The sequence below is a fragment of the Paenibacillus sp. 22594 genome, assembly GCF_052044425.1.
GTDB lineage: Bacteria > Bacillota > Bacilli > Paenibacillales > Paenibacillaceae > Paenibacillus_AQ.
Genome location: NZ_JBQENA010000013.1, coordinates 16,935 through 40,872, shown reverse-complemented (window position 1 = coordinate 40,872; position 23,938 = coordinate 16,935). Strand labels below are relative to the sequence as shown.

General features: G+C 50.0%; 19 protein-coding genes. 16 read left to right on the top strand and 3 right to left on the bottom strand.

Features of this window, described 5'->3' with window-relative positions:
- Nucleotides 1-298 precede the first annotated feature (298 nt).
- The 4 genes from ACTJKB_RS27770 to holA all read left to right on the top strand — a co-directional run bounded on the left by ACTJKB_RS27770 (nucleotide 299) and on the right by holA (nucleotide 4,281).
- Nucleotides 299-940 (top strand): bifunctional 2-keto-4-hydroxyglutarate aldolase/2-keto-3-deoxy-6-phosphogluconate aldolase, encoded by a 642-nt coding sequence (locus tag ACTJKB_RS27770; protein WP_379161058.1) that lies wholly within the window; start codon nucleotides 299-301, stop codon nucleotides 938-940.
- Between the two features lie 259 nt (nucleotides 941-1,199).
- The gene (locus ACTJKB_RS27765; RefSeq protein WP_074086301.1) at nucleotides 1,200-1,748 is read left to right on the top strand and encodes an RNA polymerase sigma factor; all 549 of its coding nucleotides are present in this window, start codon (nucleotides 1,200-1,202) and stop codon (nucleotides 1,746-1,748) included.
- Nucleotides 1,745-2,977 (top strand): anti-sigma factor family protein, encoded by a 1,233-nt coding sequence (locus tag ACTJKB_RS27760; RefSeq protein ID WP_440837556.1) that lies wholly within the window; start codon nucleotides 1,745-1,747, stop codon nucleotides 2,975-2,977. Before ACTJKB_RS27765 ends, ACTJKB_RS27760 begins: the two co-directional genes overlap by 4 nt.
- 284 nt (nucleotides 2,978-3,261) lie before the next feature.
- Entirely contained in the window at nucleotides 3,262-4,281 is a 1,020-nt protein-coding gene (gene holA, locus ACTJKB_RS27755; RefSeq protein WP_440837555.1) for a DNA polymerase III subunit delta, read from the top strand.
- Nucleotides 4,282-4,454: 173 nt separating this feature from the next.
- On the opposite strand, the gene rpsT is transcribed toward holA, so the two are convergent.
- The gene (gene rpsT / locus ACTJKB_RS27750; RefSeq protein WP_020428112.1) at nucleotides 4,455-4,727 is read right to left on the bottom strand and encodes a 30S ribosomal protein S20; all 273 of its coding nucleotides are present in this window, start codon (nucleotides 4,725-4,727) and stop codon (nucleotides 4,455-4,457) included.
- 179 nt (nucleotides 4,728-4,906) lie between these two features.
- On the opposite strand from rpsT, the gene gpr reads away from it, so the two are divergent.
- From gpr to ACTJKB_RS27720, 6 genes are all read left to right on the top strand, one after another.
- On the top strand, nucleotides 4,907-5,917 hold the full coding sequence (gene gpr, locus ACTJKB_RS27745) for a GPR endopeptidase (RefSeq protein WP_074112537.1): 1,011 nt from the start codon (nucleotides 4,907-4,909) through the stop codon (nucleotides 5,915-5,917).
- Between the two features lie 301 nt (nucleotides 5,918-6,218).
- Nucleotides 6,219-7,571 carry a stage II sporulation protein P gene (locus ACTJKB_RS27740; protein ID WP_440837554.1) on the top strand — a complete coding sequence of 451 codons (1,353 nt, stop codon included), beginning with the start codon at nucleotides 6,219-6,221 and terminating at the stop codon, nucleotides 7,569-7,571.
- 27 nt (nucleotides 7,572-7,598) lie between these two features.
- Entirely contained in the window at nucleotides 7,599-8,090 is a 492-nt protein-coding gene (locus ACTJKB_RS27735) for a hypothetical protein (RefSeq protein ID WP_440837553.1), read from the top strand.
- A gap of 206 nt (nucleotides 8,091-8,296) precedes the next feature.
- Nucleotides 8,297-10,111: a translation elongation factor 4 gene (lepA, locus tag ACTJKB_RS27730; protein WP_074086308.1), complete on the top strand. Its 1,815-nt coding sequence runs from the start codon at nucleotides 8,297-8,299 to the stop codon at nucleotides 10,109-10,111.
- A 127-nt stretch (nucleotides 10,112-10,238) separates the two neighbouring features.
- On the top strand, nucleotides 10,239-11,411 hold the full coding sequence (gene hemW / locus ACTJKB_RS27725) for a radical SAM family heme chaperone HemW (RefSeq protein ID WP_440837552.1): 1,173 nt from the start codon (nucleotides 10,239-10,241) through the stop codon (nucleotides 11,409-11,411).
- A 74-nt stretch (nucleotides 11,412-11,485) separates the two neighbouring features.
- A complete protein-coding gene (locus ACTJKB_RS27720; RefSeq protein ID WP_440837551.1) occupies nucleotides 11,486-11,995 on the top strand; it encodes an N-acetyltransferase in 510 nt (169 codons plus the stop codon).
- Between the two features lie 178 nt (nucleotides 11,996-12,173).
- Here ACTJKB_RS27720 and ACTJKB_RS27715 read toward each other — a convergent pair whose 3' ends face one another.
- Entirely contained in the window at nucleotides 12,174-12,905 is a 732-nt protein-coding gene (locus ACTJKB_RS27715; RefSeq protein WP_440837550.1) for a hypothetical protein, read from the bottom strand.
- 147 nt (nucleotides 12,906-13,052) lie between these two features.
- On the opposite strand from ACTJKB_RS27715, the gene ACTJKB_RS27710 reads away from it, so the two are divergent.
- From ACTJKB_RS27710 to dnaJ, 6 genes are all read left to right on the top strand, one after another.
- On the top strand, nucleotides 13,053-13,652 hold the full coding sequence (locus ACTJKB_RS27710; RefSeq protein ID WP_440837549.1) for a TetR family transcriptional regulator C-terminal domain-containing protein: 600 nt from the start codon (nucleotides 13,053-13,055) through the stop codon (nucleotides 13,650-13,652).
- A 103-nt stretch (nucleotides 13,653-13,755) separates the two neighbouring features.
- Nucleotides 13,756-14,574, top strand: a complete 819-nt coding sequence (locus ACTJKB_RS27705; RefSeq protein ID WP_440837548.1) for an SDR family NAD(P)-dependent oxidoreductase — start codon at nucleotides 13,756-13,758, stop codon at nucleotides 14,572-14,574.
- 133 nt (nucleotides 14,575-14,707) lie between these two features.
- Nucleotides 14,708-15,739 (top strand): heat-inducible transcriptional repressor HrcA, encoded by a 1,032-nt coding sequence (hrcA, locus tag ACTJKB_RS27700; protein WP_440837547.1) that lies wholly within the window; start codon nucleotides 14,708-14,710, stop codon nucleotides 15,737-15,739.
- A gap of 49 nt (nucleotides 15,740-15,788) precedes the next feature.
- Entirely contained in the window at nucleotides 15,789-16,379 is a 591-nt protein-coding gene (grpE, locus tag ACTJKB_RS27695) for a nucleotide exchange factor GrpE (protein WP_440837546.1), read from the top strand.
- Nucleotides 16,380-16,481: 102 nt separating this feature from the next.
- Nucleotides 16,482-18,326: a molecular chaperone DnaK gene (gene dnaK, locus ACTJKB_RS27690; RefSeq protein WP_440837545.1), complete on the top strand. Its 1,845-nt coding sequence runs from the start codon at nucleotides 16,482-16,484 to the stop codon at nucleotides 18,324-18,326.
- Between the two features lie 119 nt (nucleotides 18,327-18,445).
- Entirely contained in the window at nucleotides 18,446-19,570 is a 1,125-nt protein-coding gene (gene dnaJ, locus ACTJKB_RS27685; protein ID WP_440837544.1) for a molecular chaperone DnaJ, read from the top strand.
- Between the two features lie 198 nt (nucleotides 19,571-19,768).
- Here the strand turns inward: dnaJ and ACTJKB_RS27680 are convergent, their stop codons facing one another.
- Nucleotides 19,769-23,884, bottom strand: a complete 4,116-nt coding sequence (locus tag ACTJKB_RS27680) for a S8 family serine peptidase (RefSeq protein WP_440837543.1) — start codon at nucleotides 23,882-23,884, stop codon at nucleotides 19,769-19,771.
- Between the last annotated feature and the right edge of the window lie 54 nt (nucleotides 23,885-23,938).

Here is a 23,938-nt window from a genome sequence, read left to right as displayed (position 1 = left end):
TGATTTGTAATTTGAAATTATCATATAAATCGGTTTTCTACAATAAGACACTCCTCACTCAAATGAATTTTTTTAATATGATCACATCGGATGGGCTGAAAAAAACCTTATTATAAAAGGGGTTTTATGATTGTTTTGAGAATTTTACGTTCTGTTCACATAAAAATATATTGACGTAAGAAGACATTGTTATTACTATTTTCTTATAAGGTTTTGACTTATGGTTAGTAAATTAGATAAAATTGTTTATCTAAATTAATATTCTAAATATCAAGGATTTAACGAAAGGGAGTTTATGATGAAGAAGATAAAAGTATTGCAGAACATCACATCCGTTGGCGTAGTGGCTGTAATTCGTGCCGACAATGCAGACGATGCTTTCAAAATGTCCGCAGCCTGTATCGAAGGTGGACTGAATAACATTGAAGTTACCTTTACCACTCCGGATGCGGACGTAGCAATCAAACGGCTGGTAGCCGAATATGGAAGCCGTGCAGTGATCGGTGCAGGTACAGTACTTGATCCACTTACAGCAAGAATCGCTATTCTGGCAGGTTCGGAATTTGTGGTCAGTCCTTCTTTTGAAGAAGAAACCGCCAAAATGTGTAATCTCTACGGTATCCCTTATATGCCAGGCTGCATGACATTAAATGAAATGAAAGAAGCACTGAAGCTGGGCGTGGATGTATTGAAGCTATTTCCGGGGAGTGCTTTCGGACCTGATTATGTCAAAGCCGTCAAAGGGCCCATGCCGCATGTCAACATTATGCCTACCGGCGGCGTGGATCTGAACAATATGGAAAAATGGATTTCCAACGGCTGCATCGCTGTAGGCATCGGCGGCAACCTGACCGCTCCAGCCAAGGAAGGCCGCTACGATCAGATCACTGAGCTTGCCGCCAAGTATGTGGCAAAGTTCAAGGAAATTAAGGGCGCTTAGATCCCGCCCCGATTAACAACATTACAAGGATTCAACTACAAAACAGCCGGTTTGCACCTTGAGAAGGGTACAGCTGGCTGTTTTGTGTCTTTTCTGATTTCATTTTTGTTACAATCTTTCTATAAAAGAGTATTTGAATGATTGAAGCTTCCCCTGTATGCTTAGTAAGGATTATGGATACCGAAAAAATTGATTACAGGCTTGCAACAAATTCGCAGTCTTGCGCGTCAGTAAGATTGCATAGAGAGGGGGAACCTTCGTGGTGGAGCAGGGACTCATCAGAGCCGCTCAAGCGGGCGATCGCGACGCTCTAATCACCCTATTGCGAGAAATTGAAGGGCATGTATATAAGACGGCCTTCTACATTCTGCATAATGAACAGGATGCTTTGGATGCTTCACAGGAGGCGCTTATCCGCGTGTATACCAAAATCGGTTCTTACGAGGAAAAAGCCCAGTTCAAAACGTGGGTACAGCGGATCGTGACCAACATATGTATTGATAAGTTCAGAAGAACGAAACCTACGGTTTCCATTGATGAACATGAAATGGTGTTTCCGGATACACATAATGTGGAACGTGAAGTGTTGTCCGGTTATCTGGCGGAGGATATTCGGGAGGCGATTGATCAGCTTCCGGAACATCATCGTACAGTAATCGTACTGCGGTACTTACAGGATTTTTCTTACAACGAGATTGCAGATTCGCTTGACCTGCCCCTGAATACAGTGAAATCGTACCTGTTCCGGGCTAGGCAGCAACTGCAGAATAGACTTCAGGAGTATCAGAAAGGTGGTGTATCAGGATGAAATGCGCGGAGGTGATGGAATGGATGCACCGCTATCTGGATCATGACTTGAGCCAAGAAGAAATCATTGAAATGTTCCGTCATATTGACAATTGTCCTTCTTGCGCGGATGTCTTTGACCGTCTGAGTGTGCTCTCCCAGCAACTTGAGCAGCTGCCGGACGTGAAGCCACCTTTCAGTCTGGTTGATTCGATTTTGCCTCGGCTTGACGAACTGGATCGTGTTGACGCCCAGGAACCGGTCATGACGAGCACAGAAGAATCCAAGGCTGTTCCGTTCACCCGTAAAAGCACCCGAGGCAAGTCCTCCAAGGGATCATCCCTGGCGACACGGACAGGTATCGGCGCAGTGGCGGCGGCAGTGATACTGCTTATAGCTATTTTTAACATGCCTGACAGTATGCCTGCAGCAGATGTGGATATGGCACTTAATCAGGCTGCAGATACAAACTCTGGACAGACTATGCAAAAGACTGATGAGGCGGCAGGATCTGAACCGGGTGCAGTACAGGACGGCAGTGGGGATAGCGCAGATAGGGCGGCAGGGATTACAGAACAGGACAATAAAACGTTTTCGGCTACCGGGAACAATACTTCCGGCGGTGCAGATGAGATGATGACTCCATCTACGGCACCAACTCCGGATTCCCCGGCGGTTACACCTGACCCAACCAAAGAGCCGGCATCCTTCAAGCGGCAGATCACGTCGGAGCCTGACAAGGACCCTGCCACACCTGCGGTAGAGGATATGAAGATTAGCACTTCTGATCAGGATACCAGCGGGGACAATGCTTCTCCGGACAGCCCGCCAAAAAGCAAATCCGGAGCGAATAATTCGATCAGCGAGTCGCAGCAGTTTCCTTCATCGGAAGAAGCCGGGGTGATGGGCTTGCACTCGGCACTGGTTTCACCCTCGCCTTTGACATCGCCGGACGGACGTTTTGGCGCTGAGCTCGCGGGCCAGCAGCTTGTACTCTATGCCATACCGTCCGGCGCTGCGAGAGACAATTGGACGGCGCTGACATCACTTCCCTTGGAGGGGGAATGGGTGTCCGGCCAATGGTCGGAAGACAGCCGTGTATTCACTTATGTGACCCTGCAGAACGGCAATCAAATGACCAAGAGCTATACCGTCCCGGATTCGGTAATATCTGCAGCCCCATCCGGTTCACCATCAGCTTCTCCTACAGCACCTGCGGCTACTCCGGACGCGGCAACGTCTACAAAATAATCGCAGAGTGGAACTTTTTACGCAGTATAGGAATATACTATAGTAAGAGGACAGGAGATACAGGATCGTGAGAACCATCGGTATGACCGCCGGCTGGAAAGTTTCTAGAGCTTTTCCTACCGTCGTTTATATAGATGCGCCGCGGAAACGGAGCAACTTTGGCCATGGCTGCCGGAGTTGCTCCGTTTTTGCGCAAATATATGCCGTTTCCACTAGATGTCTATGTTTAAAGATGCTTTTTTGTTACAATATTCAAAGACTGAAATGAAAAAGGAAGTGGCAGGATGGATGCCAAAACGGCGGCCAAAGACATCAAACAAGGAAATGTTTCGCCACTCTACGTGCTGTACGGCAGCGAGAAGTTCCGGATGAATGAATTTGCGGCTTTTCTGGAGGAGCATCTGATTGCCAAAGAGGACCGCGATTTTGCAGTCATTCCCTTTGATCTTTCCGAGACGCCGGTGCAGGCTGTTGTGGAGGAAGCGGAGACTGTGCCGTTTATGGTGGAGCGGAAGCTGCTGCTGGTGCGTGACGCCTCCCTGTTCACTGCAGGAAAAGATAATGCCAAAATCGACCATCGCATAGAAGTTCTCAGCGAATATATGCAGCATCCGGCAGAGTTCAGTGTGATCGTCTTCATGGTCAATAATGACAAGTTGGATGAACGGAAAAAAATCGTTAAGACGGCCAAGGCTGCAGGGACTGTGCTTGCCTTCAACCCGTTAGGCGCAGAGGAGCTGCTTCGCTGGGTCGAGAAGGGCTTTCGGGACCGGGGCTGCGTGTCGGCACCGGGTGCCGCAGCAGCTCTTGTGGCCAATGCCGGAACAGGGCTGCAGGGATTGTCGGCGGAGATGGACAAGCTGAGCCTGTTCGCAGGCAAGGGTGGGACCGTGGACGCCGCAGCTATCGAGAGCCTGGTGCACCGAGGGACCGAACAGAACGTGTTTACACTGGTGGAGGATATCGCCAATCTGCGCCTGGACAAGGCACTGAATACACTCTATGAGCTGCTGAAGCAGCGCGAAGAGCCGATCAAGATTGCAGCGCTGATTGCGAGGCAGTTTCGGATGATTTTGCAGGTGAAGGATTTGTCTGCCCAGAGCTACTCGCAAGGCCAGATCGCTTCCCAGTTGGGGCTGCATCCTTATGCCGTCAAGCTTGCCGGTGAACAGGCACATAAGTTCGAGAGCCAGCGGCTGCGGCAGATTCTCAGCTTTCTGGCTGATCTGGACTACCAGATGAAGACAGGGGCCATCGATAAGGTGCTAGGTTTGGAGATGTTCATGTTACGGCTGGGAGCCTGAAGGTGGACCTGGTGATTTCAAGATTACAATAACAGCAAAAGCCTGCTCCGCAGCGTATTAACGCTAACGGGCAGGCTTTTGTTGGCTATTTCTGCTGGGAAACAAAAAAACCTAACCGTATGCAGCATAGCGGTCAGGTTCTTATAGTGCTCATTATTAATGTCGCCCTTGGCTTAGGCTTGAGCCTTAAGAGCGTTCAATTTCTTCGCCAAGCGGGATTTTTTGCGGGCAGCCGCATTTTTATGAACCAGGCCTTTAGTTACAGCCTTGTCCAGCTTTTTGGAAGCAGCTTGGAAAGCAGCTTGAGCAGTTTCCACTTCAGTACCAGTCAGAGCTACATCAGCAGTTTTCACAGCTGTACGAAGCGCAGATTTCTGGGAAGCGTTCAGTGCACGGCGTTTTTCGGTCGTCTTGACGCGTTTTACCGCGGATTTGATATTTGGCATTGCATTCACCTCCTGAAAGACATTCGAAATCATCAAATGATTCACAACTTAAAATAGTTTAGCATGACCGCACACAAAATGCAAGACTAATGCTTTTAATTTAACCCATTCCGGCTTGAATAAAGCAAGGCCTTCACTCGCACACTATCATCAATATGGATAAGGAGGCTGAACTAATAATGGAACTGGATCTTCAGCTATATTCGGTACGCACAGATTTGGCGCTGGAAGCCAAAGAAATGGCTCAGGGACCGCAAAAAACGCCAATCCCCGGTGTGAACGAAGAGGTAGAGGAAGCGGATGGCATTAAGGTTACCCGTCTTGCCGTAGCGAATAATGCAGGCTCACAGGCCATTGGACGCGCCATAGGAAACTACGTGACGCTGGAGGTTCCGGCACTTCGCGGCGGCGACACTGGTCTGCAGCAGAAGGTATCCGTGGTTTTTGCGAGAGAATTTGAACAGTTCATGGACAGAATCGGTATTGACCGCGACTCGTCGGTACTGATTGTCGGTCTCGGCAACTGGAACGTAACTCCGGATTCACTGGGACCGCTCGTTGTGGAGAATTCGCTGGTTACACGCCAGTTCTACGAGTTGGTTCCCGATCAAGTCTCTCCAGGTTACCGCAAGGTGAGCGCAATTGCACCAGGTGTGCTGGGGCTGACCGGTATTGAGTCCAGCGAAGTGGTCCAGGGAATCGTGGACCGTACGAAGCCCGACGTTATTATCGCGATAGATGCACTGGCATCCCGTTCACTGGAACGGATTAATACGACCATACAAATCGCCGATATCGGCATCCATCCCGGTTCCGGGATTGGCAATAAACGCCGGGGGCTAACCAAGGAGATTCTCGGGATACCCTGTATTGCGATCGGCGTTCCTACCGTCTGTTATGCTTCGACCATCGTGAACAATGTGCTGGAGATGATGAGCAGACATTTTGGACAGGTTGGAGCCGGAGCCGCCCACACCAAAGAAATTATGGGCATGCTGGACGACATCTCTGAACAGGAACGGCTGTCGCTCGTCAAAGAAGTGCTGGAACCGCTCGGACATGATCTGATTGTTACGCCGAAGGAAATTGATGAATTTATTGAAGAAATCGCCAACATCGTAGCCAGTGGACTGAACGCTGCACTGCATGAGGCTGTGGATCCGGGCAATGTGGGAGCGTATACCCACTGAAATCTGTCCTACGGTATGCCATACCTGCCCAATCTGCCTGCCGGCAGACTGGGCTTTTTAAATATAAGGATTTATAGGTTTCACGCTATATATCATCCTTCTATTTCTCGCTGAAACGGATTCCGTCCCTTAAAAGGACAGCGAAGCCGTTTCCACTTGCGGCGGATAAACAATGCTTCATTAAGAGGGACTGGCTAAGCCACGTCTTCCTTTTCTCTCATTTCAGGTTCTACCATTCCTCTTCCGCTCATAGATTGGGAGTATAAGAGATTACAGAGGGCTGGAGGAGGACATAACAATAATGAACAGAAAATGGTTTCAGCTATGGAATATCGGCCGGCTGCGGGGGAAGCTGCTGGATTTTCTGTCGCTGGGGAGAACGATGCTGCTGCTGGCCGGAGGTTCACTTGTGTTTTTTATGCTGCTTGGAGCCGGTGGATTGGCCGGTCAAAAGCTGAACTCTTCACCCATTCCCTCAATGAAAGGGTTGGCGGCTTCCTTATCCAGCGGGCTTTTTATGGAACTGCTCGGTATGGAGGTTCCCCATCTGCCGAAAGGTGAAGAGCCGTCTGCATTTTCGGGCAAAAACGTAACTTCCTTCGTCTTTCGGATGCTGACCAGTGTGGACCCCGGCGACCCGAAAAGCCTGCTCTCCCGTGAAGTTCCGGGCCTGGCCGCGGATGATCCGTTCCTGCTGCGTCTGGGCTCTGGCGGGGCCAAGGATGCTCCTGCGGACTACCATCCGGGAACAGATGAGCTGGCAACTGGAGATTCCGGTGGGAATGGTAAAGGGGATGAGACAGGAACAGAAGCGGGGTCAGGCGGAACAGAGCCTGCGCACAGCGACGGATCGGACGAGCCGGATGGCGGTGAAACGGCCGCACCGCAGCCTGAGCCTACCCTCGCACCGGATTCATCAGGCGGCAACGGCAGTGAGGCCACACCCGGCAGCAGCCAGGATACTTCGATCAAACGGATCTTAATCTATCATTCCCATCCCCGCGAGGCCTATAATCCGCTGCTGGGGGTAGAGAGTGACAATCCTAGCTCCGCTATTCCTTCCAAAAATGTAATGCTGGTAGGCTCATATATTGCCAAAAGACTGGAGCAGCGCGGAATTGGTACTGTTCATAAACAAGAGGATTACGCCACGAAGGTGCCGGACTACAATTGGAACTTTTCCTATAAATATTCAAGAATGACTGTCAAGGCTGTGCTAAGTGCCAACCAGGAAATGAATGAAATGATTGATATCCATCGTGATTCGCAGCGGCATGGCAAAACCACGGCCGTCATTGACGGAAAAAGTTACGCTCAGGTGTATTTTATCCTCGGTCATGCGAATAAAGATTGGAAGAAGAATGAGGCGTTCGCAAACAAAATCCATCAGCTGCTCGAAAAAAAATATCCAGGCGTTTCCCGTGGTATCTGGGGCAAGTCCTCCGGGAATGGCAATAATGGCGAGTATAATCAGACTCTTTCTCCTAACAGTGTGTTAATTGAGGTGGGCGGAATCGACAATTCTGCAGATGAACTGAAGCGGACAGCGGATATTTTGGCGGATGCTATTGCCGATGTGTACTGGAGCAGTCACGATGCGGAGAAAGCGGCGGCACCTGATGCCGGAGCAAGCCCCGGGAAGCAGAGTGACTGATTCATAAAGCAGAAAGGAGTGCATGAGATGTCGCGGTTCGGAAAAAAACTGGTCGTAGTCGGCATATCGTTGGGGATCGGCATATTGGCAGGCATGCAGTTCAGCAGCAGTATGGGTACCAATGCTTCTACAGTACTACCTGGCTGGAATGGTGCAACCGGGACAGCCCAAACTGCCCCTGCTGGCCAGAAGACTGAGGCGCGAACTGTCCCAGTGGCAGGTTTGACGCAAGGCGGGCAAGCCTATGTGTATGTTCCTGTGGCTGTAGACCCGGTTACTGGCGCGTACACGGTTGTCCCGGTGCAGCCGCAAACCACTGCGGGACAGAGCGCAGCCGGCAATCTGCCGCAGCAGGAGGTTCCGGACTACAGCAGTATGAGTCCGGAACAGATCCTGATCCCTGAAGAGCAGAAGCCCACTGTAGACAAGCTTGCCGACAAAACAGCGGGGCTGCTGCAAGAAGCGTCACAAAAGAGCATCCGCTGGGTGGTCTCGCTGTTCGATTCTGCTGAAGAATAAGACTTACGCGGACCCTGTAATGCGGCCTATCGTGAATTCTTGTTTCGTACAAAGTAGCGGATTCGCCTCCCTTAGGGGATGGGGAATCCGCTTTATTCTTGCCGCGGACCTTTTCTTGGAGCGTCTGGGGGCAGGCGGGATTGATGGGCGAAGCGTGTACTGTTATAATAAGTGGATTAACATTAGGCTGTCTGTGGGGGTAAGGAATGACTGACGTTCAGAAAAGACAACAACAAATCCGCAATTTCTCGATTATTGCACATATAGACCATGGTAAATCGACACTTGCCGACCGCATTTTGGAATACACAGGCGCGCTTACTTCGCGCGAAATGCAGGAGCAGGTGCTGGACCAGATGGATCTGGAGCGCGAACGCGGCATCACCATCAAGCTGCAGGCTGTGCGCTTGACCTATCGTGCCGATGATGGGCAGGATTATTATCTCAACCTGATTGACACACCGGGGCATGTCGATTTCACGTATGAAGTTTCCCGCAGTCTTGCGGCCTGTGAAGGCGCACTTCTGGTGGTGGACGCTGCACAGGGAATTGAAGCCCAGACCCTGGCCAACGTATATCTGGCGCTGGACAACAACCTGGAAATTCTGCCGGTCATCAACAAGATTGACCTGCCGAATGCTGATCCTGACCGGGTGAAGCAGGAAATTGAGGATGTCATCGGATTGGATACCAGCGAAGCGGTACTTGCTTCCGCCAAAGCCGGTATCGGCATCAAGGAAATCCTGGAACAGGTAGTGAAGCAAGTTCCTGCACCGACCGGGAATTCCGAAGAGCCGCTGAAGGCGCTGATTTTTGACTCTCACTATGATCCGTACAAAGGTGTTATCGTCTATGTGCGTGTTATTGATGGCAGTATCCGCGCCGGTTCGAAGATTAAGATGATGGCAACGGACAAGACCTTTGAGGTTATTGAGGTCGGTGCGTTCATGCCGCGTATGAGCATCGTATCCGAACTTAACATCGGTGATGTTGGTTTCATCGTAGCCGGAATCAAGCATGTCGGCGATACCCGCGTGGGTGATACCGTAACAGATGCCAAGAATCCGACACCGGAGCCGCTGCCGGGTTACCGCAAGATCAACCCGATGGTATATTGTGGTCTCTATCCGATCGAAACCTCGGATTACAATGACTTGCGCGAAGCACTGGAGAAACTGCAGCTCAACGATGCTTCACTCAGCTTTGAGCCGGAAAGCTCAAGCGCGCTGGGCTTTGGCTTCCGTTGCGGCTTCCTGGGACTCTTGCACATGGAGATTATTCAGGAGCGGATTGAGCGTGAATTCAATCTGCCGCTGATCACCACGGCACCAAGCGTAATTTACCGCATTAAGCTGACCAACGGTGAGATCATTCAGATCGACAACCCGTCGCATTATCCGGAGATTGGCACGATCGACTATATTGAAGAGCCGTATGTCAAAGCCGGAATCATTGTACCGAATGACTACGTAGGTACGGTCATGGAGCTGTGCCAGAACAAACGCGGTGAATTCGTCAACATGGAGTATCTGGACACAAGCCGCGTGACCATCACATATGAGATTCCGCTGTCCGAGATTGTCTATGACTTCTTTGACCAGCTGAAATCAGGAACGAAAGGCTATGCTTCCTACGATTATGAAGTATCGGGCTACCGCCAGTCGAACCTGGTTAAGATGGACATTCTGCTAAATAATGAGCAGGTCGATGCCTTGTCATTCATCGTCCACCGTGACCGCGCTTATAACCGCGGCCGCATCATTTGTGAGAAGCTGCGCGGCATCATCCCGCGGCAAATGTTCGAGGTGCCGATTCAGGCTTCTGTCGGAACAAAAGTCGTGGCCCGCGAGACCGTTAAGGCGATGCGCAAGAACGTTCTAGCCAAATGCTACGGCGGTGACATTTCGCGTAAGCGGAAGCTGCTGGAGAAGCAGAAGGAAGGCAAGAAGCGCATGAAGCAGGTCGGCAGCGTTGAAGTGCCGCAGGAAGCGTTCATGGCGGTGCTTAAGATTGACGAGTAGCTGTGAGGCGAGCTCCGGCTCGTACTAAGTAACAATCGCTAGTGTGTTCTGACGGGAAGCCTGACGGCTTCCCTTTTCTGGCTAAATATATAGTATAGATAACTTTTATTGAACAAAGGAGACAGCTATGACAAACCTGAATAATGGCCGTCCCCCGGAGGCCGTGTACATTCATATCCCTTTCTGCACCAATAAATGTTTTTACTGCGATTTCAATTCCTACGTCCTGAAGGATCAGCCGGTCACGGATTACCTGCAAGCGCTGGACCGGGAAATGGAACTTACGGTGAAGAATACTCCGCCTGGTGTGATCAAGACGATTTTTGTCGGCGGGGGAACACCTACGGTGCTGAAGCCGGATGAAATGGCCTATTTTCTAAAATCGGTCCGCACACACTTCCCACAGTGGGATGAGAATATAGAGTTCTCTATGGAAGCTAATCCTGGTACCACAGATCAAGATAAGCTTGCAGTCATGAAGGAAGGCGGCGTCAACCGGGTCAGTTTTGGCGTACAGGCTTTTCAGAATGAGCTGTTAAGCGGCATTGGACGCATTCATAACGTGGATGATGTCTACCGCAGTCTGGAGAACGCGCGCAGTGTGGGTCTGCATAATCTGTCGGTTGATCTTATGTTCGGACTGCCGAATCAGACCGTTGATATGCTGAAGGAGAGTATAACCAAGGCACTGGAGCTGAATTTGCCGCATTATTCAATTTATAGTCTCAAGGTCGAGGAAAATACACTGTTCCATACCCTCTTTAACAAGAACAAGCTTCCGCTGCCCAGCGAAGAGGATGAACTGGAGATGTATCTCCTGCTGATGTCTACTATGGAAGCTGCAGGTTACGGGCAATATGAGATCAGTAACTTTGCCAAGCCGGGGATGGAGAGCCGCCACAATATTACGTACTGGCGCAATGAGGATTATTATGGCCTTGGGGCCGGGGCGCATGGATATGTGAAACGGCAGCGGCATATGAATATCAAGGGTGTGAATCCATATATTGAAGCTTCGCTTAAGGGGCTGCCGCGTCTGGACAGCTTCAGGGTCTCCGAGCAGGAGGCGATGGAGGACTTCATGATGGTGGGCTTACGCATGCGTGAGGGCGTGTCGGATCAAGCGTTCCGGACACAGTTCGGGAAGTCTCTGCAGGATATTTTTGGAGGATCGCTGAGCAAAATGCTTGCCGCCGGTCTGCTCGAGCAGGATGGAGACATCTATCGTCTAAGCAAGCAGGGTATCCTGTTCGGGAACGATGTTTTCGGTGAATTTGTCGGGGCTTTGACAGAGGTTTAATTTTAAAATACCTCTTGAATTGTAATTCACTCTGTTGTATATTTATTCATATTAACAACAAGGGGTGAGTCAAAGTGCTTGTCAAAACGGAGAAGGTCCGCCAGTCGGCTCCTGCGGGAGACCACAAGGTGATATGCAGAAATGCTACGGTGGAGGATGTAGAGCCGCTGTATTTAATGATAGAAGAATACGCTCAGAGCGGAATTATGCTTCCCCGTTCCAGGCAAGCACTGACCCGCCAGATTAACCAGTTCGTGATTGCCGAATTAGACGGCAAATTCATCGGCTGCGGATCGCTGTTCAGACTGGGCGCTGATCTCGTAGAGGTCCGTTCGATCGGATTGCGTGATGAGGGTAAAGGCAAAGGCGTGGGCTCGATGATCCTGGAGAAGCTGACGGAAGAAGCAAAACGTCAGAAGATTCCCAAGATTATGGCGCTGACTTATGCAGTGGACTTTTTTCTCAGAAACGGCTTTACCGTTGTAGAGAAGGAGATTTTCCCGGAGAAGGTCTGGACCGATTGCGTGAACTGCAAGAAGCAGCATGCCTGCGATGAAATCGCCGTGCTGAAGAAGCTGGATTAATAACCGAGAGGCATTAGCCTTCGGGTTTACCTTATATAATACAAAACCACTTTTCTGCAGGCCGAAGCCGTTTGCGGAAGAGTGGTTTTTTTGATGCTTTTGATAACCATCGAATGAATGAGGCGAAAGAAGAGTTTGGCGGCAACAAGATGAGAAGCTTATGCGTATAGCCGATGGGTTATTTCACATATATCAGCTTACGCTGCTCTTCCACCAGTCTTGCAAGTTCAGGTGTAGCATAACAGGAAGGATGGAAGGCTTCGAACATCGTGTTATAAGTAATTCTTCTGCTGGAGCCGTCGGTCATTTCAATTTCAAGCCAGTATTTATCCCCTACCCATTGTTTGGTCTCTTTCGACAACTGGTCAAACGGGATGTATTTGAGCTTCGGATACTCCCGGATAAATACGGCGCTAGCCTCAGGTGTGAAATCTTTCAGAGGACTCCCGTCCATGCCGCTGGTAAAACGGACGGTCTTGATTTTGCCTTCAATATCAAGCAGGTCGTTCATCGTTTGGGCAGAGGGGTTATCGGTAGCCTCATACAGCCTTTCACCTGCCATTAACCGGGCCGAGGTTTTATACCCTTTTACTGCGTAGAGTGGTGTTCCCACTTCCAGCACTGTGGCGTCTCCATTCTGCATGGGATTGCGCGGACACTGATGATCGGCTTTGCGGTAGTTGATTTTACCGATACGGTCTCCTGTTTTCAACCCGCTGATGTCTCCGTCGTTATTATCCATGTAGGTAATGTCATTCCATCGGAGGACAGAAGCATAGTCTACATCACCGTAATAACATTTGTACGGCCCCATTTTCTCCGGCATCCCAACCGGCATGCAGCCTGACAGTATAAGAGCGGCCATCATCATGCTAAATGCAGCGAGTAACCATCGTTTTGGTGACTTCATTTCACACCCCCATAAATAACAGACGAAGGAGTGGGGAATTGGTTGCGGAATGCATACTGAAATATGGATTTATCTTGAATAAAATGTAACTCTGGCTTATCCTTTTAATTAGGACGTTCGTTCAATTTCATCAAGGATGGTAGTATTATGAATAAAAGGCATTATGACAGTAACGAGACCCGGTCACTCATTGCAGACAAAGCGGCGCGGCTCTTTGCGCAAAAAGGTTTTTCCGGAACTTCAATCGCTGATATTTCCAGAGAGTCCGGCTGCAGCAAAGGGCATATTTATTATCATTTTGAAAATAAAGAGAAGCTCTTTGTCTATCTCGCTCTGGAAACGATGCGTTCCTGGAAAGAACGGTGGGAGGCGGTTTCCGTAAATTATGGTACGGCTGTAGAGAAGCTCTACGCGATGGCTCATTTCGTTCAGAACAACTTTAAAACGCCGCTTTTGCAGGCTGGACAGGAATTAGGCAGCAACCCGGCGACTTCACCGGAAACAGTAGCACAACTGAGAGGGCTCGCTTCAACGCCTATGCATGCTTATTATGAAATATTCAAGCTGGGGTTGGAGAACGGAGAATTCGACCTCACTGAAGCGGAGCTTACGTCTACGGGCTTCTTGTTCGGAACATTGCTCGGCGGGCTGTGTCAATATTTGTTTACGATGGAGTCTATAGCGTTAGAGGGACTTTTTCAGCGCAGTGTAACTGTTTTTGTGGACGGGATTCGAAGTAAAGGGTAAAAGGCAGTAAGTGCCTTCTGCTTAGTTAGATTAGAACGAACGTACTATTTTGTTCCAATGTGGTAAATTGATACTCACATACTTAGTTAAGGAGAGATGAGAAATGGTAAAGATTACACGGGTAGGGATCGTTACCGGAGGTGCTTCAGGTATTGGCAAGGCCTTGTGCAAGGAGCTTTTAACAAGAGGGGTGTACATTGTTATCGCTGATCTGAACGCAGAGGAAGGGCTTAGGACGGCGGCTGAACTTGAGCGGATGGGCGGGGAGTGCCGCTTCATTCAGGTGGATGTCACTGATGGAACTGCGGTAAAAGCAATGGTAGATGGTATTTACCGGGATTTTGGGCGTTTGGATTATATGTTCAACAATGCGGGAATTGCAATGTACGGGGAGATTGGGGATATGACACAGCAGAACTGGCAAAGGATCGTGGATGTGAATCTGTGGGGAGTCATTCATGGGGTGCAGGCAGCCTATCCTTTAATGATGAAGCAAGGTTTCGGGTACATAGCCAATACGGCTTCTGCAGCCGGTCTGGGACCTGCTCCTGGAAGTGGGGCTTATTCCGCAACGAAGCATGCGGTGGTGGGGCTGACGACTTCTCTGCATTATGAGGCAGAGGCATATGGTGTAAAGGTAAGCTGCTTGTGTCCGGCATTTGTCGACACGCCGATTTTTGAAAGCGGTGAAGCGGTACATATGGATAAGAAGAAAGTATTGACCCAAGTGAAAAAGCAAAAGCTTATGACACCGGAGTATTTTGCCGCTCTTGCGTGTAAAGGCTTGGAGAAAAATGAAGCGCTGGTGAACCCGATGCCGCTGCGCCGGACGATGGATATTTTGTTTACGCTTTTTCCTTTTCTGCACCGTAAGGTAATGCAACTGGTCTGCCGTACCACGCGGGAAGCCCGGCTGGACTGAAATGGGCGAAGCCAAGATACTGAACTGACTTGACAATGCCAAGGTCAGTTTGGTATTTTTGTATTAGTGGTTAGCACTCATCTAACTAGAGTGCTAACGAATCGGGAGCCGCAGCCGACAGGAGGGGATTTGCATGTTAACCGAACGCCAGAGAATGATTTTGAATGCCATCGTAGATGATTACATTACTTCTGCCGAGCCGGTTGGTTCGCGAAGCATTTCCAAACGGGGAGATGTAGGCTACAGTCCTGCAACGATCCGTAACGAAATGGCCGACTTGGAGGATTTGGGTTTTCTGGAACAGCCTCATACTTCGGCAGGCCGAATTCCTTCCCATAAGGGCTACCGCTATTATGTGGACCATCTGGTACCATGGAATTCCGCTGAATCGGCTGAACTCGGCACGATCCGTGCATTTTTTGCCGAGAAGCTTAATGCCACGGAGCAGGTTATCCAGCATGCGGCAATGATTTTATCCAATATGACGAATTACACTTCCATCCTCTTGGGGCCGGAGGTTTTTCATACTTCATTGCGCCATTTCCAGCTGCTGCCGCTGGATGACAACACCGCTGTGGCGATCATTGTTACAAGTACCGGCCAGGTAGAGAATAAGACCGTAAGTATTCCACCGGGAATTTCTCTGTCCGAGATGGAGAAAGTGGTTAACCTGCTCAACAGCAAGCTGGTGAATGTTCCGCTCTATAAGCTGAAGAGCCAGCTGTATTCCGAGCTTGGGGAGGAAATGCAGCGCCACATCTCCCACTATGAGGAATTAATGAAGGTGCTGGACACGGCACTCGAAAGTGACCATGAACAGCGCATCTATCTCAGTGGAGCGACCAATATGCTTACCCAGCCGGAGTTCAAGGACGTCGACAAGGTGAAGGATATACTCGACCTGCTGGAAGAAACGCCTACACTCCTCAAAATGCTTGCTCCCGCATCCGGGGGGCCCGGAATGCAGGTGCGAATCGGCATGGAGAACAAGCATGAGGCTTTTGCCAACTGTAGTCTGATTACCGCCACGTACTCGCTGGACGGGAAGGCACTTGGAAGCATTGGCATCCTCGGTCCAACCCGGATGGAATATGCGCGCGTAATGGGCATACTGGGGATTCTGTCCCGGGATTTGACAGCGATGCTGGCACACTGGTATAAGTGAACAGAGCGTTAATTGATTTCGTGAATGATTTTAAGGAGGTGAAGACAACTTGAAAGAGGAAAAGATTCAGGATACTAATGAAATTAAGGATCAGGTAATACATGAGAATCAGGCAGCCGATGAGGCTGAAACAGCCCCTGAGAATAGTGCAGAAGCTTCGGAAGAGGCCTTCGAGGGGGCTTCGGGAACTGGAGAAGCAGCGAGACGCCTGCAGGAGCTGGCTGAAGAATATCAAGGACGTGCGCTGCGTGTGCAGGCCGATTTTGACAACTTCCGCCGCCGTACCCAGAAGGAAAAAGAGGAACTGGCACAGTATGCCACAGCCAAGCTGGTAGGTGAACTGATTCCGGTACTCGACAACTTCGAACGCGCAATTGCCACAGCTCCGGCCAGTCCGGAATTTGAGGCCTTTAACAAAGGTGTGAATATGATTTTCCAGCAGCTGGAAGGGGTATTGAAGTCTGAAGGCCTTGCAGCCATGGAATCAGTAGGACAGCCTTTCAACCCTGAATACCATCAGGCCATCATGCAGGTGGAGAGCGAGGAGCACGAGGAAGGCATCGTGACGGAAGAGGTCCAAAAGGGCTATCTCCTGAAGGATAAGGTTCTTCGTCCAGCCATGGTCAAAGTCAGCATGTAGTCCTGTCTATATATGCCGGTTGTATATGAGTTCCAATCCATTACTTAATAGAAAATCCAACTGGAGCTAAGGCTCCATATCATTTTGAGGAGGCACATTACTGTGAGTAAAGTTATCGGTATTGACTTAGGAACCACCAACTCTTGCGTGGCCGTTATGGAAGGCGGCGAAGCCGTCGTTATTCCGAATCCGGAAGGTGCGCGTACAACCCCATCGGTTGTAGGCTTCAAGAAAGACGGCGAGCGTATCGTCGGTGAAACAGCCAAACGCCAGGCCATTACGAACCCGGACCGCACCATCGCATCCATCAAACGCCACATGGGCACGAACCACAAAGAAAGCATTGACGGCAAAGACTACTCTGCACAAGAGATCTCGGCCATGATTCTGCAAAAGCTGAAATCCGATGCTGAAGCTTATCTGGGCCAAACCGTTACTCAAGCAGTAATCACGGTTCCAGCCTATTTCAATGATAGCCAGCGTCAAGCTACTAAGGATGCAGGCAAAATTGCCGGTCTGGAAGTTCTGCGTATCGTGAACGAACCAACAGCAGCGGCTCTTGCTTATGGTCTGGAAAAATCCGAAGACCAAACCATTCTCGTCTATGACCTTGGTGGCGGTACATTCGACGTATCCATTCTTGAACTGGGCGACGGCTTCTTCGAAGTAAAAGCTACAAGCGGTGATAACCGTCTTGGCGGCGACGACTTTGACCAAGTGGTTATGGATTTCCTCGTAGCTGAATTCAAAAAAGAGCAGGGCATTGACCTGAGCAAAGATAAAGCAGCAGTACAACGTCTGAAGGATGCCGCGGAAAAAGCGAAAAAAGAACTGTCAGGCGTACTGACTACTACTGTATCCCTTCCGTTCATCACGGTTGTTGACGGCGTGCCTCAGCACCTTGAAATCAATCTGACCCGTGCAAAATTCGACGAGCTGACTGCAGGCCTGGTTGAACGTACACTCGGACCTACCCGCCAAGCGTTGAGTGATGCAGGCATGACTCCGGCTGATCTGAACAGAATCGTACTCGTAGGCGGTTCCACACGTATTCCTGCCGTACAAGATGCGATCAAGAAGCTTACCGGTAAAGAGCCTCACAAAGGCGTTAACCCGGATGAAGTGGTAGCCCTTGGTGCAGCCGTTCAAGCGGGTGTATTGACTGGTGATGTAAAAGACGTGGTATTGCTTGACGTAACTCCGCTGTCCCTGGGTATTGAAACTGCGGGCGGCGTGTTCACGAAGATGATCGAACGCAATACTACGATCCCTACAAGCAAATCGCAGGTCTTCTCGACCTTTGCCGACAACCAGCCAAGCGTGGAAATTCACGTGCTGCAGGGTGAACGTCAGATGGCGAACGGCAACAAGACCCTGGGACGCTTCATGCTGAACGAGATTCCACCGGCACCACGCGGCGTACCGCAAATCGAAGTTACCTTCGATATTGACGCCAACGGTATCGTAAACGTATCGGCAACGGATAAGGGCACCAACAAGAGCCAGAAGATCACCATCACTTCTTCCAGCGGCCTGAGCGACGCAGAAGTTGAACAAATGATGAAGGATGCCGAGCTGCACGCTGAAGAAGACCGCAAGCGCAAAGAATTGGTAGAAGCGAAGAACTCTGCCGACCAACTTGTGTATTCTACAGATAAAGTAATCAAAGACCTGGGCGACAAAGTGGACGCTGCTGAAGTAGACAAAGCGAACGCTGCTAAGGATAAGCTGAAAGCTGCTCTAGAAACTGACAACCTGGAAGAAATCAACGCGGCTACAGAAGCGCTGACTGAGATCGTACAGCAATTGTCCGTGAAGCTGTATGAACAGGCTGCACAGGCAGAACAAGGCGCAGAAGGCGGCCAGGGAGCTCCTGAAGGCGCGAAGAAAGACAATGTTGTAGACGCTGACTACGAGGTTGTTGACGACGAGAAGAATCAAGGGTAACCTTAGACGATAAGTTTATTCTGAACGAAGGGAAGGTCAAGACCGGGGCATCCCGTGTTTTGACTTTCCTTTTAACATGTTACAGGGATTTTGAGTATTGATGTACGGAGGTGAAAGCAGTGGCAGATAAACGCGATTATTATGAGGTTCTGGGCCTCGGAAGAGATGCATCAGACGATGAAGTGAAGAAGGCGTACCGCAAGCTGGCGCGCCAGTACCACCCGGACGTCAATAAAGCGAGTGATGCGGAGGCTAAATTCAAGGAAGTGAAGGAAGCCTACGATGTGCTTAGCGACGGCCAGCAGCGTGCACGGTATGACCAGTATGGTCATATGGATCCCAGTCAGGGAATGGGCGGCGGCTTTGGCGGCGGTGGCGGTGATTTCGGAGGGCTTGGCGATATTTTCGATATGTTCTTCGGCGGCGGTGGCCGTCGTGATCCGAACGCTCCGCAGCGCGGCGGTGACTTGCAGTACACCATGACCATTGAGTTCAAGGAAGCGGTATTCGGCAAAGAAACCGACATCACCATTCCACGCACGGAGACCTGCGATACCTGCTTCGGCTCCGGTGCCAAACCCGGTACCAAACCGGAAACCTGCTCCGTATGCCACGGCAGCGGCCAACAGGAATTCGTGCAGAACACACCGCTTGGACAAATGCGCAACCGCCGTCCTTGCTCTCATTGCTCAGGCACAGGCAAGATCATTAAGGAAAAATGTACAACATGCGCTGGCCAAGGCAAAGTCAAGAAACAGCGCAAGATTCATGTCCGCATTCCGGGCGGCGTTGATGACGGTGCACAGCTGCGCATGACGGGCGAAGGCGAAGGCGGTACACGCGGCGGTCCGGCAGGCGATTTGTACATTGTTATCCGTGTGAAGACGCATGATTTCTTCGTACGCGAGAACGATGATATTATGTGTGAGGTTCCATTAACATTTGCACAGGCAGCGCTTGGCGACGAGATTGAAATTCCAACACTGACGGAAAAAGTGAAGCTCAAGATTCCGGCAGGCACACAGACCGGAACCTTCTTCCGGCTGAAAGGCAAAGGGGTTCCACATTTGCGCGGCTCAGGAACAGGAGATCAGCATGTACGTGTGATCGTCGTGACTCCTAGCAAGCTCAGTGACGAGCAGAAAGACCTGCTGCGCCAGTTTGCTTCTTACAATGGAGAAAATACACATGAGCAGGAGCAATCCTTCTTTGACCGTGTGAAGCGTGCATTCCGCGGCGACTGATTGTTGAAGGCTCTGAAGTTACAGCGATAAAATATCGATTTACACATAGACGTCTGCCCGTTCTCATAGAGGACGCACAGACGTCTTTTGCCGGGTAAAGTAGATCTATTTATTTCTGGATGAATGCAAAAAAAGATCGTGTATGGCTGAGCCATACACGATCTTTTTGTTACAGTAGCTTGGTATTCTCCATCTGCACTACTCGATCAAACCAATCTTGCTAAGGAGCTCGTAGAGAGCAGCAGCAGCTGTCTCACGGGTTGCTGGAGCAGTAGGATTGAAGGTCGTTCCAGTTTCACTGCCGATGATGCCGGCTTTGGACAGGGATTGCAGGCTGTCCTTCGCGTAAGGTGCTACTTTGGCACTGTCGGTGTATGCAGTGAACGAAGGATTTGCGGACTTCAATTCGGTTCCTGTCAGCTTAAGCGCTCTGTCGAGAATAACAGCAAGCTCTTGACGGGTTACCTTTTGGGTAGGAGCAAATTTGCCTTTGCCAATGCCCAGAATCAGGCCTGCTTTGGAAGCAGCGGCAACATCTTTAGCATACCAGTCAGATGATTTCACATCGGAGAAGGTAACGCTGGCATCGGTGCGCAAACCGAGTGCACGGGTCAACAGTGCGGTGAACTCAGCGCGTGTCAGATTGCTCAGCGGCGAGAAAGTTGTTGCCGAAGTGCCTTGGATAATCAGCTTGTCGGCCAAGGTCTGAATCGCAGCAGCCGATTTGGAAGCAGCGATATCCTTGAAGGCAGCAGCCGGTTTGCTTACTGCGGCGTACACCGAGAAGCCAGGGCGGCTAACTGTAACGATTGTCGTTCCATCCGTCTGAGGCGCGAATACAGAAGCAACAGGAGTTACCGATCCATTCTCTTCAAAGAGTACGCCTGCAGTTTTTGGCTGGATTGCACCAGGTACTGTAAAGGATCTCTTGATGAAAACATTATTTGGAACGTTCAAGTAAGTGCTGCTTGTTGCTGTAGTCCAGGAAGCTTCAAAGGAAATAGGGGTTCCGATTACCGTCGAACCAGGGGTACTTGCAGTCAGTTTGCTTGCAGCGTCAGGCTGTTGCTTAATGTCAAGCTTCAAGCTTTGGCCAGCAGGAGAAGCTGAGAGCAAGGATACCGGCAAGGATACAGCGGAACCGCCAATACTAACAATGATTGAGCTGCCCGAATGGATGCCAGCCAGCAGCTTCACTTGATCAGCAGTCAAGCTTAGCACTGCAGATTTGTCAGAGATGGTGCCTACGGAGATCACAACGGCAGTCTTGGAGGCAGCGGCTTTATCCAGAGCTGTCTTCAGATCACTGTCGTTAAGGGTTACCGTGGTTACGCCATCCTTCGATGCAGTTACAGGGGTTACAGTTACCTGTGTTGCCCCTTCTTCCACAAGGGTTTTAGCTGTTGCCGGAATCACTGGTGTTGTCGGTGCAACTATACCACCGCCACCACCGCCGCCACCGCCGCCAGTTGACGGAGCAGAGCCTGTAATAAACCGGAAAGAGGTATAGGTGCTGTAATATGTGTCATTGTTCAAATCAATCTTAATCGGTCCTTTAGTGTTGTCTTCTGCAGTGATAGCCAGAATCTCAAGCTTATAGATCCCATCGGTAATCGTTGCTACTGCAGGTTTGCCGCTGGCATCAACGATTGGATCACCGTTGCTGTCATAGGGCTGATAAGTGGCCCCGATAACCGTGGTGTAGCTGCCAGGTGCAAAGAATTTATCCGGTGCGCCCGTAGTGGATACCTGGAAAGAGCCTTTCTTGGCATCGTCCATACCCACCAGATTGACTTCATAATAGTTGATGTCTTTAGCTTTCAGTTTGTACGAAAGAACAGCGGGTGAACTGGTGTACACGATTGGCGAGCTGATCACCGCTTCCTGTACGCCTGTGCCCCAATCAGGCTGTTCAGCCTTATCATTGACATGGACAGTAAATGGAAGATGCAGGGTCGGTTGTCCTGGAGCTGTCAGAACAACTTCACCTTGGTAATCCAGTTTCGGATCAGCATCAGCTGAAACGGCAACATTCAAATTAAATCCGGTTGTACCGTATGCGGATGCTGTTACAGTGGATTTGTCCAATGTAGCAGAAACCTTATTCGGATCACCATAGTTCCATTCAACGGAAGCAGCGTATGCAACGTTGCTTTTGCTGACGTTCTTCAACTGCAGCGCTTTGCTGGCTGTGGAGCCTGGCACCAGTACTCCAAAACTTGTTGAAGGATTGTAGTTGGTGATTCTTTGAGATAGATAGTTCTTGTCAAGAATTGAGATAGGTTCTACGGCTTCGAGCAATGCCGGAGTCAGAATCGCATTTTCAACATTGGCCCGTCCAGGACCTTGAAGGTACAGGTCTTCAGGATCTCCATTGTGGAGGATCGGATCTGCAGTGTTTGCCAGAGCGGCACGAATATCTAATGGTGTATATTCCGGATGCGCCTGCTTGATCAGCAGTGACAGACCCGCGACATGCGGAGTAGCCATGCTGGTACCGCTGATTCGGTTGTAGGCTTTGGAATAATCTCCACCATAAGCTGGCCATGTAGACAGCACTCCGTCACCAGGAGCTACGATGTCTGGTTTGATGCTCAGGTTGCCATCGACATTTGGACCCAAGGAGGAGAAGGTACTCATGGTATCGCCTGTTGTCATTTCATGGTTATAATCTGAACCAAAAGTGAAATAAGTAGGGTTATTTCCATTTGCAATAATCGCTCTGGCCAGCTGACGGCCTTTTAGGCCTTCAATATCGAACGTAGGAATATTCTGGTAACCATTGCCTAAGTTTACGCCGATAAAGCCGGAACGATCTTTGTAGCTTTCGTCAAGAATCGCTTCACTTTTACCATCTACCTTCTTAGCATTACCGTTGAAAATTACAAGCGCTTTGGCTCCATGTGCCTTTGCATTCGCAATTTTGTCTGTAAAGGCCAAGTCGCCACGGGATATCAAAACGATGGAACCGCTGATATCTTCTTTTGGATAATCTTCATCAGCCCCGAGGTCAGCGTATACAACACGAACGGGTTTAGTGCCAATAATGCTTGCAAAGTCAGTTTTTGCCAACTCGAAAGCCATCATGTGGAACGGATAATAGGTCTCATAAGTAACTGAAGTAACAGAGTTTGCGATTTCCGCCTTGAACTGGCCGGAGTAAGCATCGATCGGACTAGTTACGGAACCTACAGAGATTGCCAGCTGGGATGTGGCCGGGGAACCGAGTGAAAAATATCCGGCCTCTCCATTATTACCGTTCGCGATGACTGCTACGACGCCAGATAATACGGCGTTATTAATCGCAATCGAATCAGGGGAGTTCACATCTTTTTCGGAATCGGAACCCAATGACAGGTTGATAACATCCATGCCATCCTTTACTGCATGTTCAATACCGTCAATAACTTGAGCGGATGAGCCGGAGGATGTGCTTGGTTTATCCAGATTGCGTCCCAGTACCTTGTACACATAAAGCTCTGCGCCTGGGGCTACACCTTTCTGGGCAACATCCCCTTTAGCGGCATATTGTCCAATGATGGTGCCGGCTACATGGGTGCCGTGGTACGTTCCGCCATAGCCTACGCCATATGGATCTTTATCAGGAGTCAGCGGAACTTCTTCATAAGGATCAGCATCCTGATAGAAGGAGTCATAGCCGCCTTTGTAAGCATCTGCAATGTCCGGGTGCTTATAGTCTACACCTGTATCGATGACGCCGACTTTTAAGCCTGCACCATTAATTCCGTGATCCGCAGCCCAAGTGGCACGAATCTGCTCGAGTGGAGCATTGTCGTTTTTGTAAGTAGTGTCGGTTACTGTCTGATCAGGAAGAGTGTACCAGGTGCTGTTCGGGTAAATGGAAGTAACGCCGGAAATCTTTGCCAGCTCCGGAATCTTGTTCGCCGGAACGGTAACTTCAAAGCCGTTCAATATAGTGTCATACTTGTAGTTGACGGTAAGGCCAATGCCTTTGGCTTTAGCCTGGTCAAGCACACTGGACTGTTGGCTCTTTACCTCAGCTTCGGTAGCTGTTTTGGCTAAAGCTGAGATTCCTTGCTTGGCCGCATATTTGCCGACAGCTGCAGGCTGGCCGCTTAATTGAACAATGACCCGGACATTATTTGAGGATTTGGTGTTGATCTGTGGAGAAATAATAGTCGGATTTGATTGAATCAAAGATGTTAGATGATCGTTTAATGATGACGTCTGCAAGCTGCTGGCGGCGAAAGCCGCACCCGGAATCATACCGGCTGTCACGCCCAGTGATAAGGCTATTACAGACAGCTTACGAGGTAGTTTTGTCCACTCCAAATGTAATCCCCTCCAAGTTATGTTGTTAATTCTGGCTCACATCTCTCCTGCTTC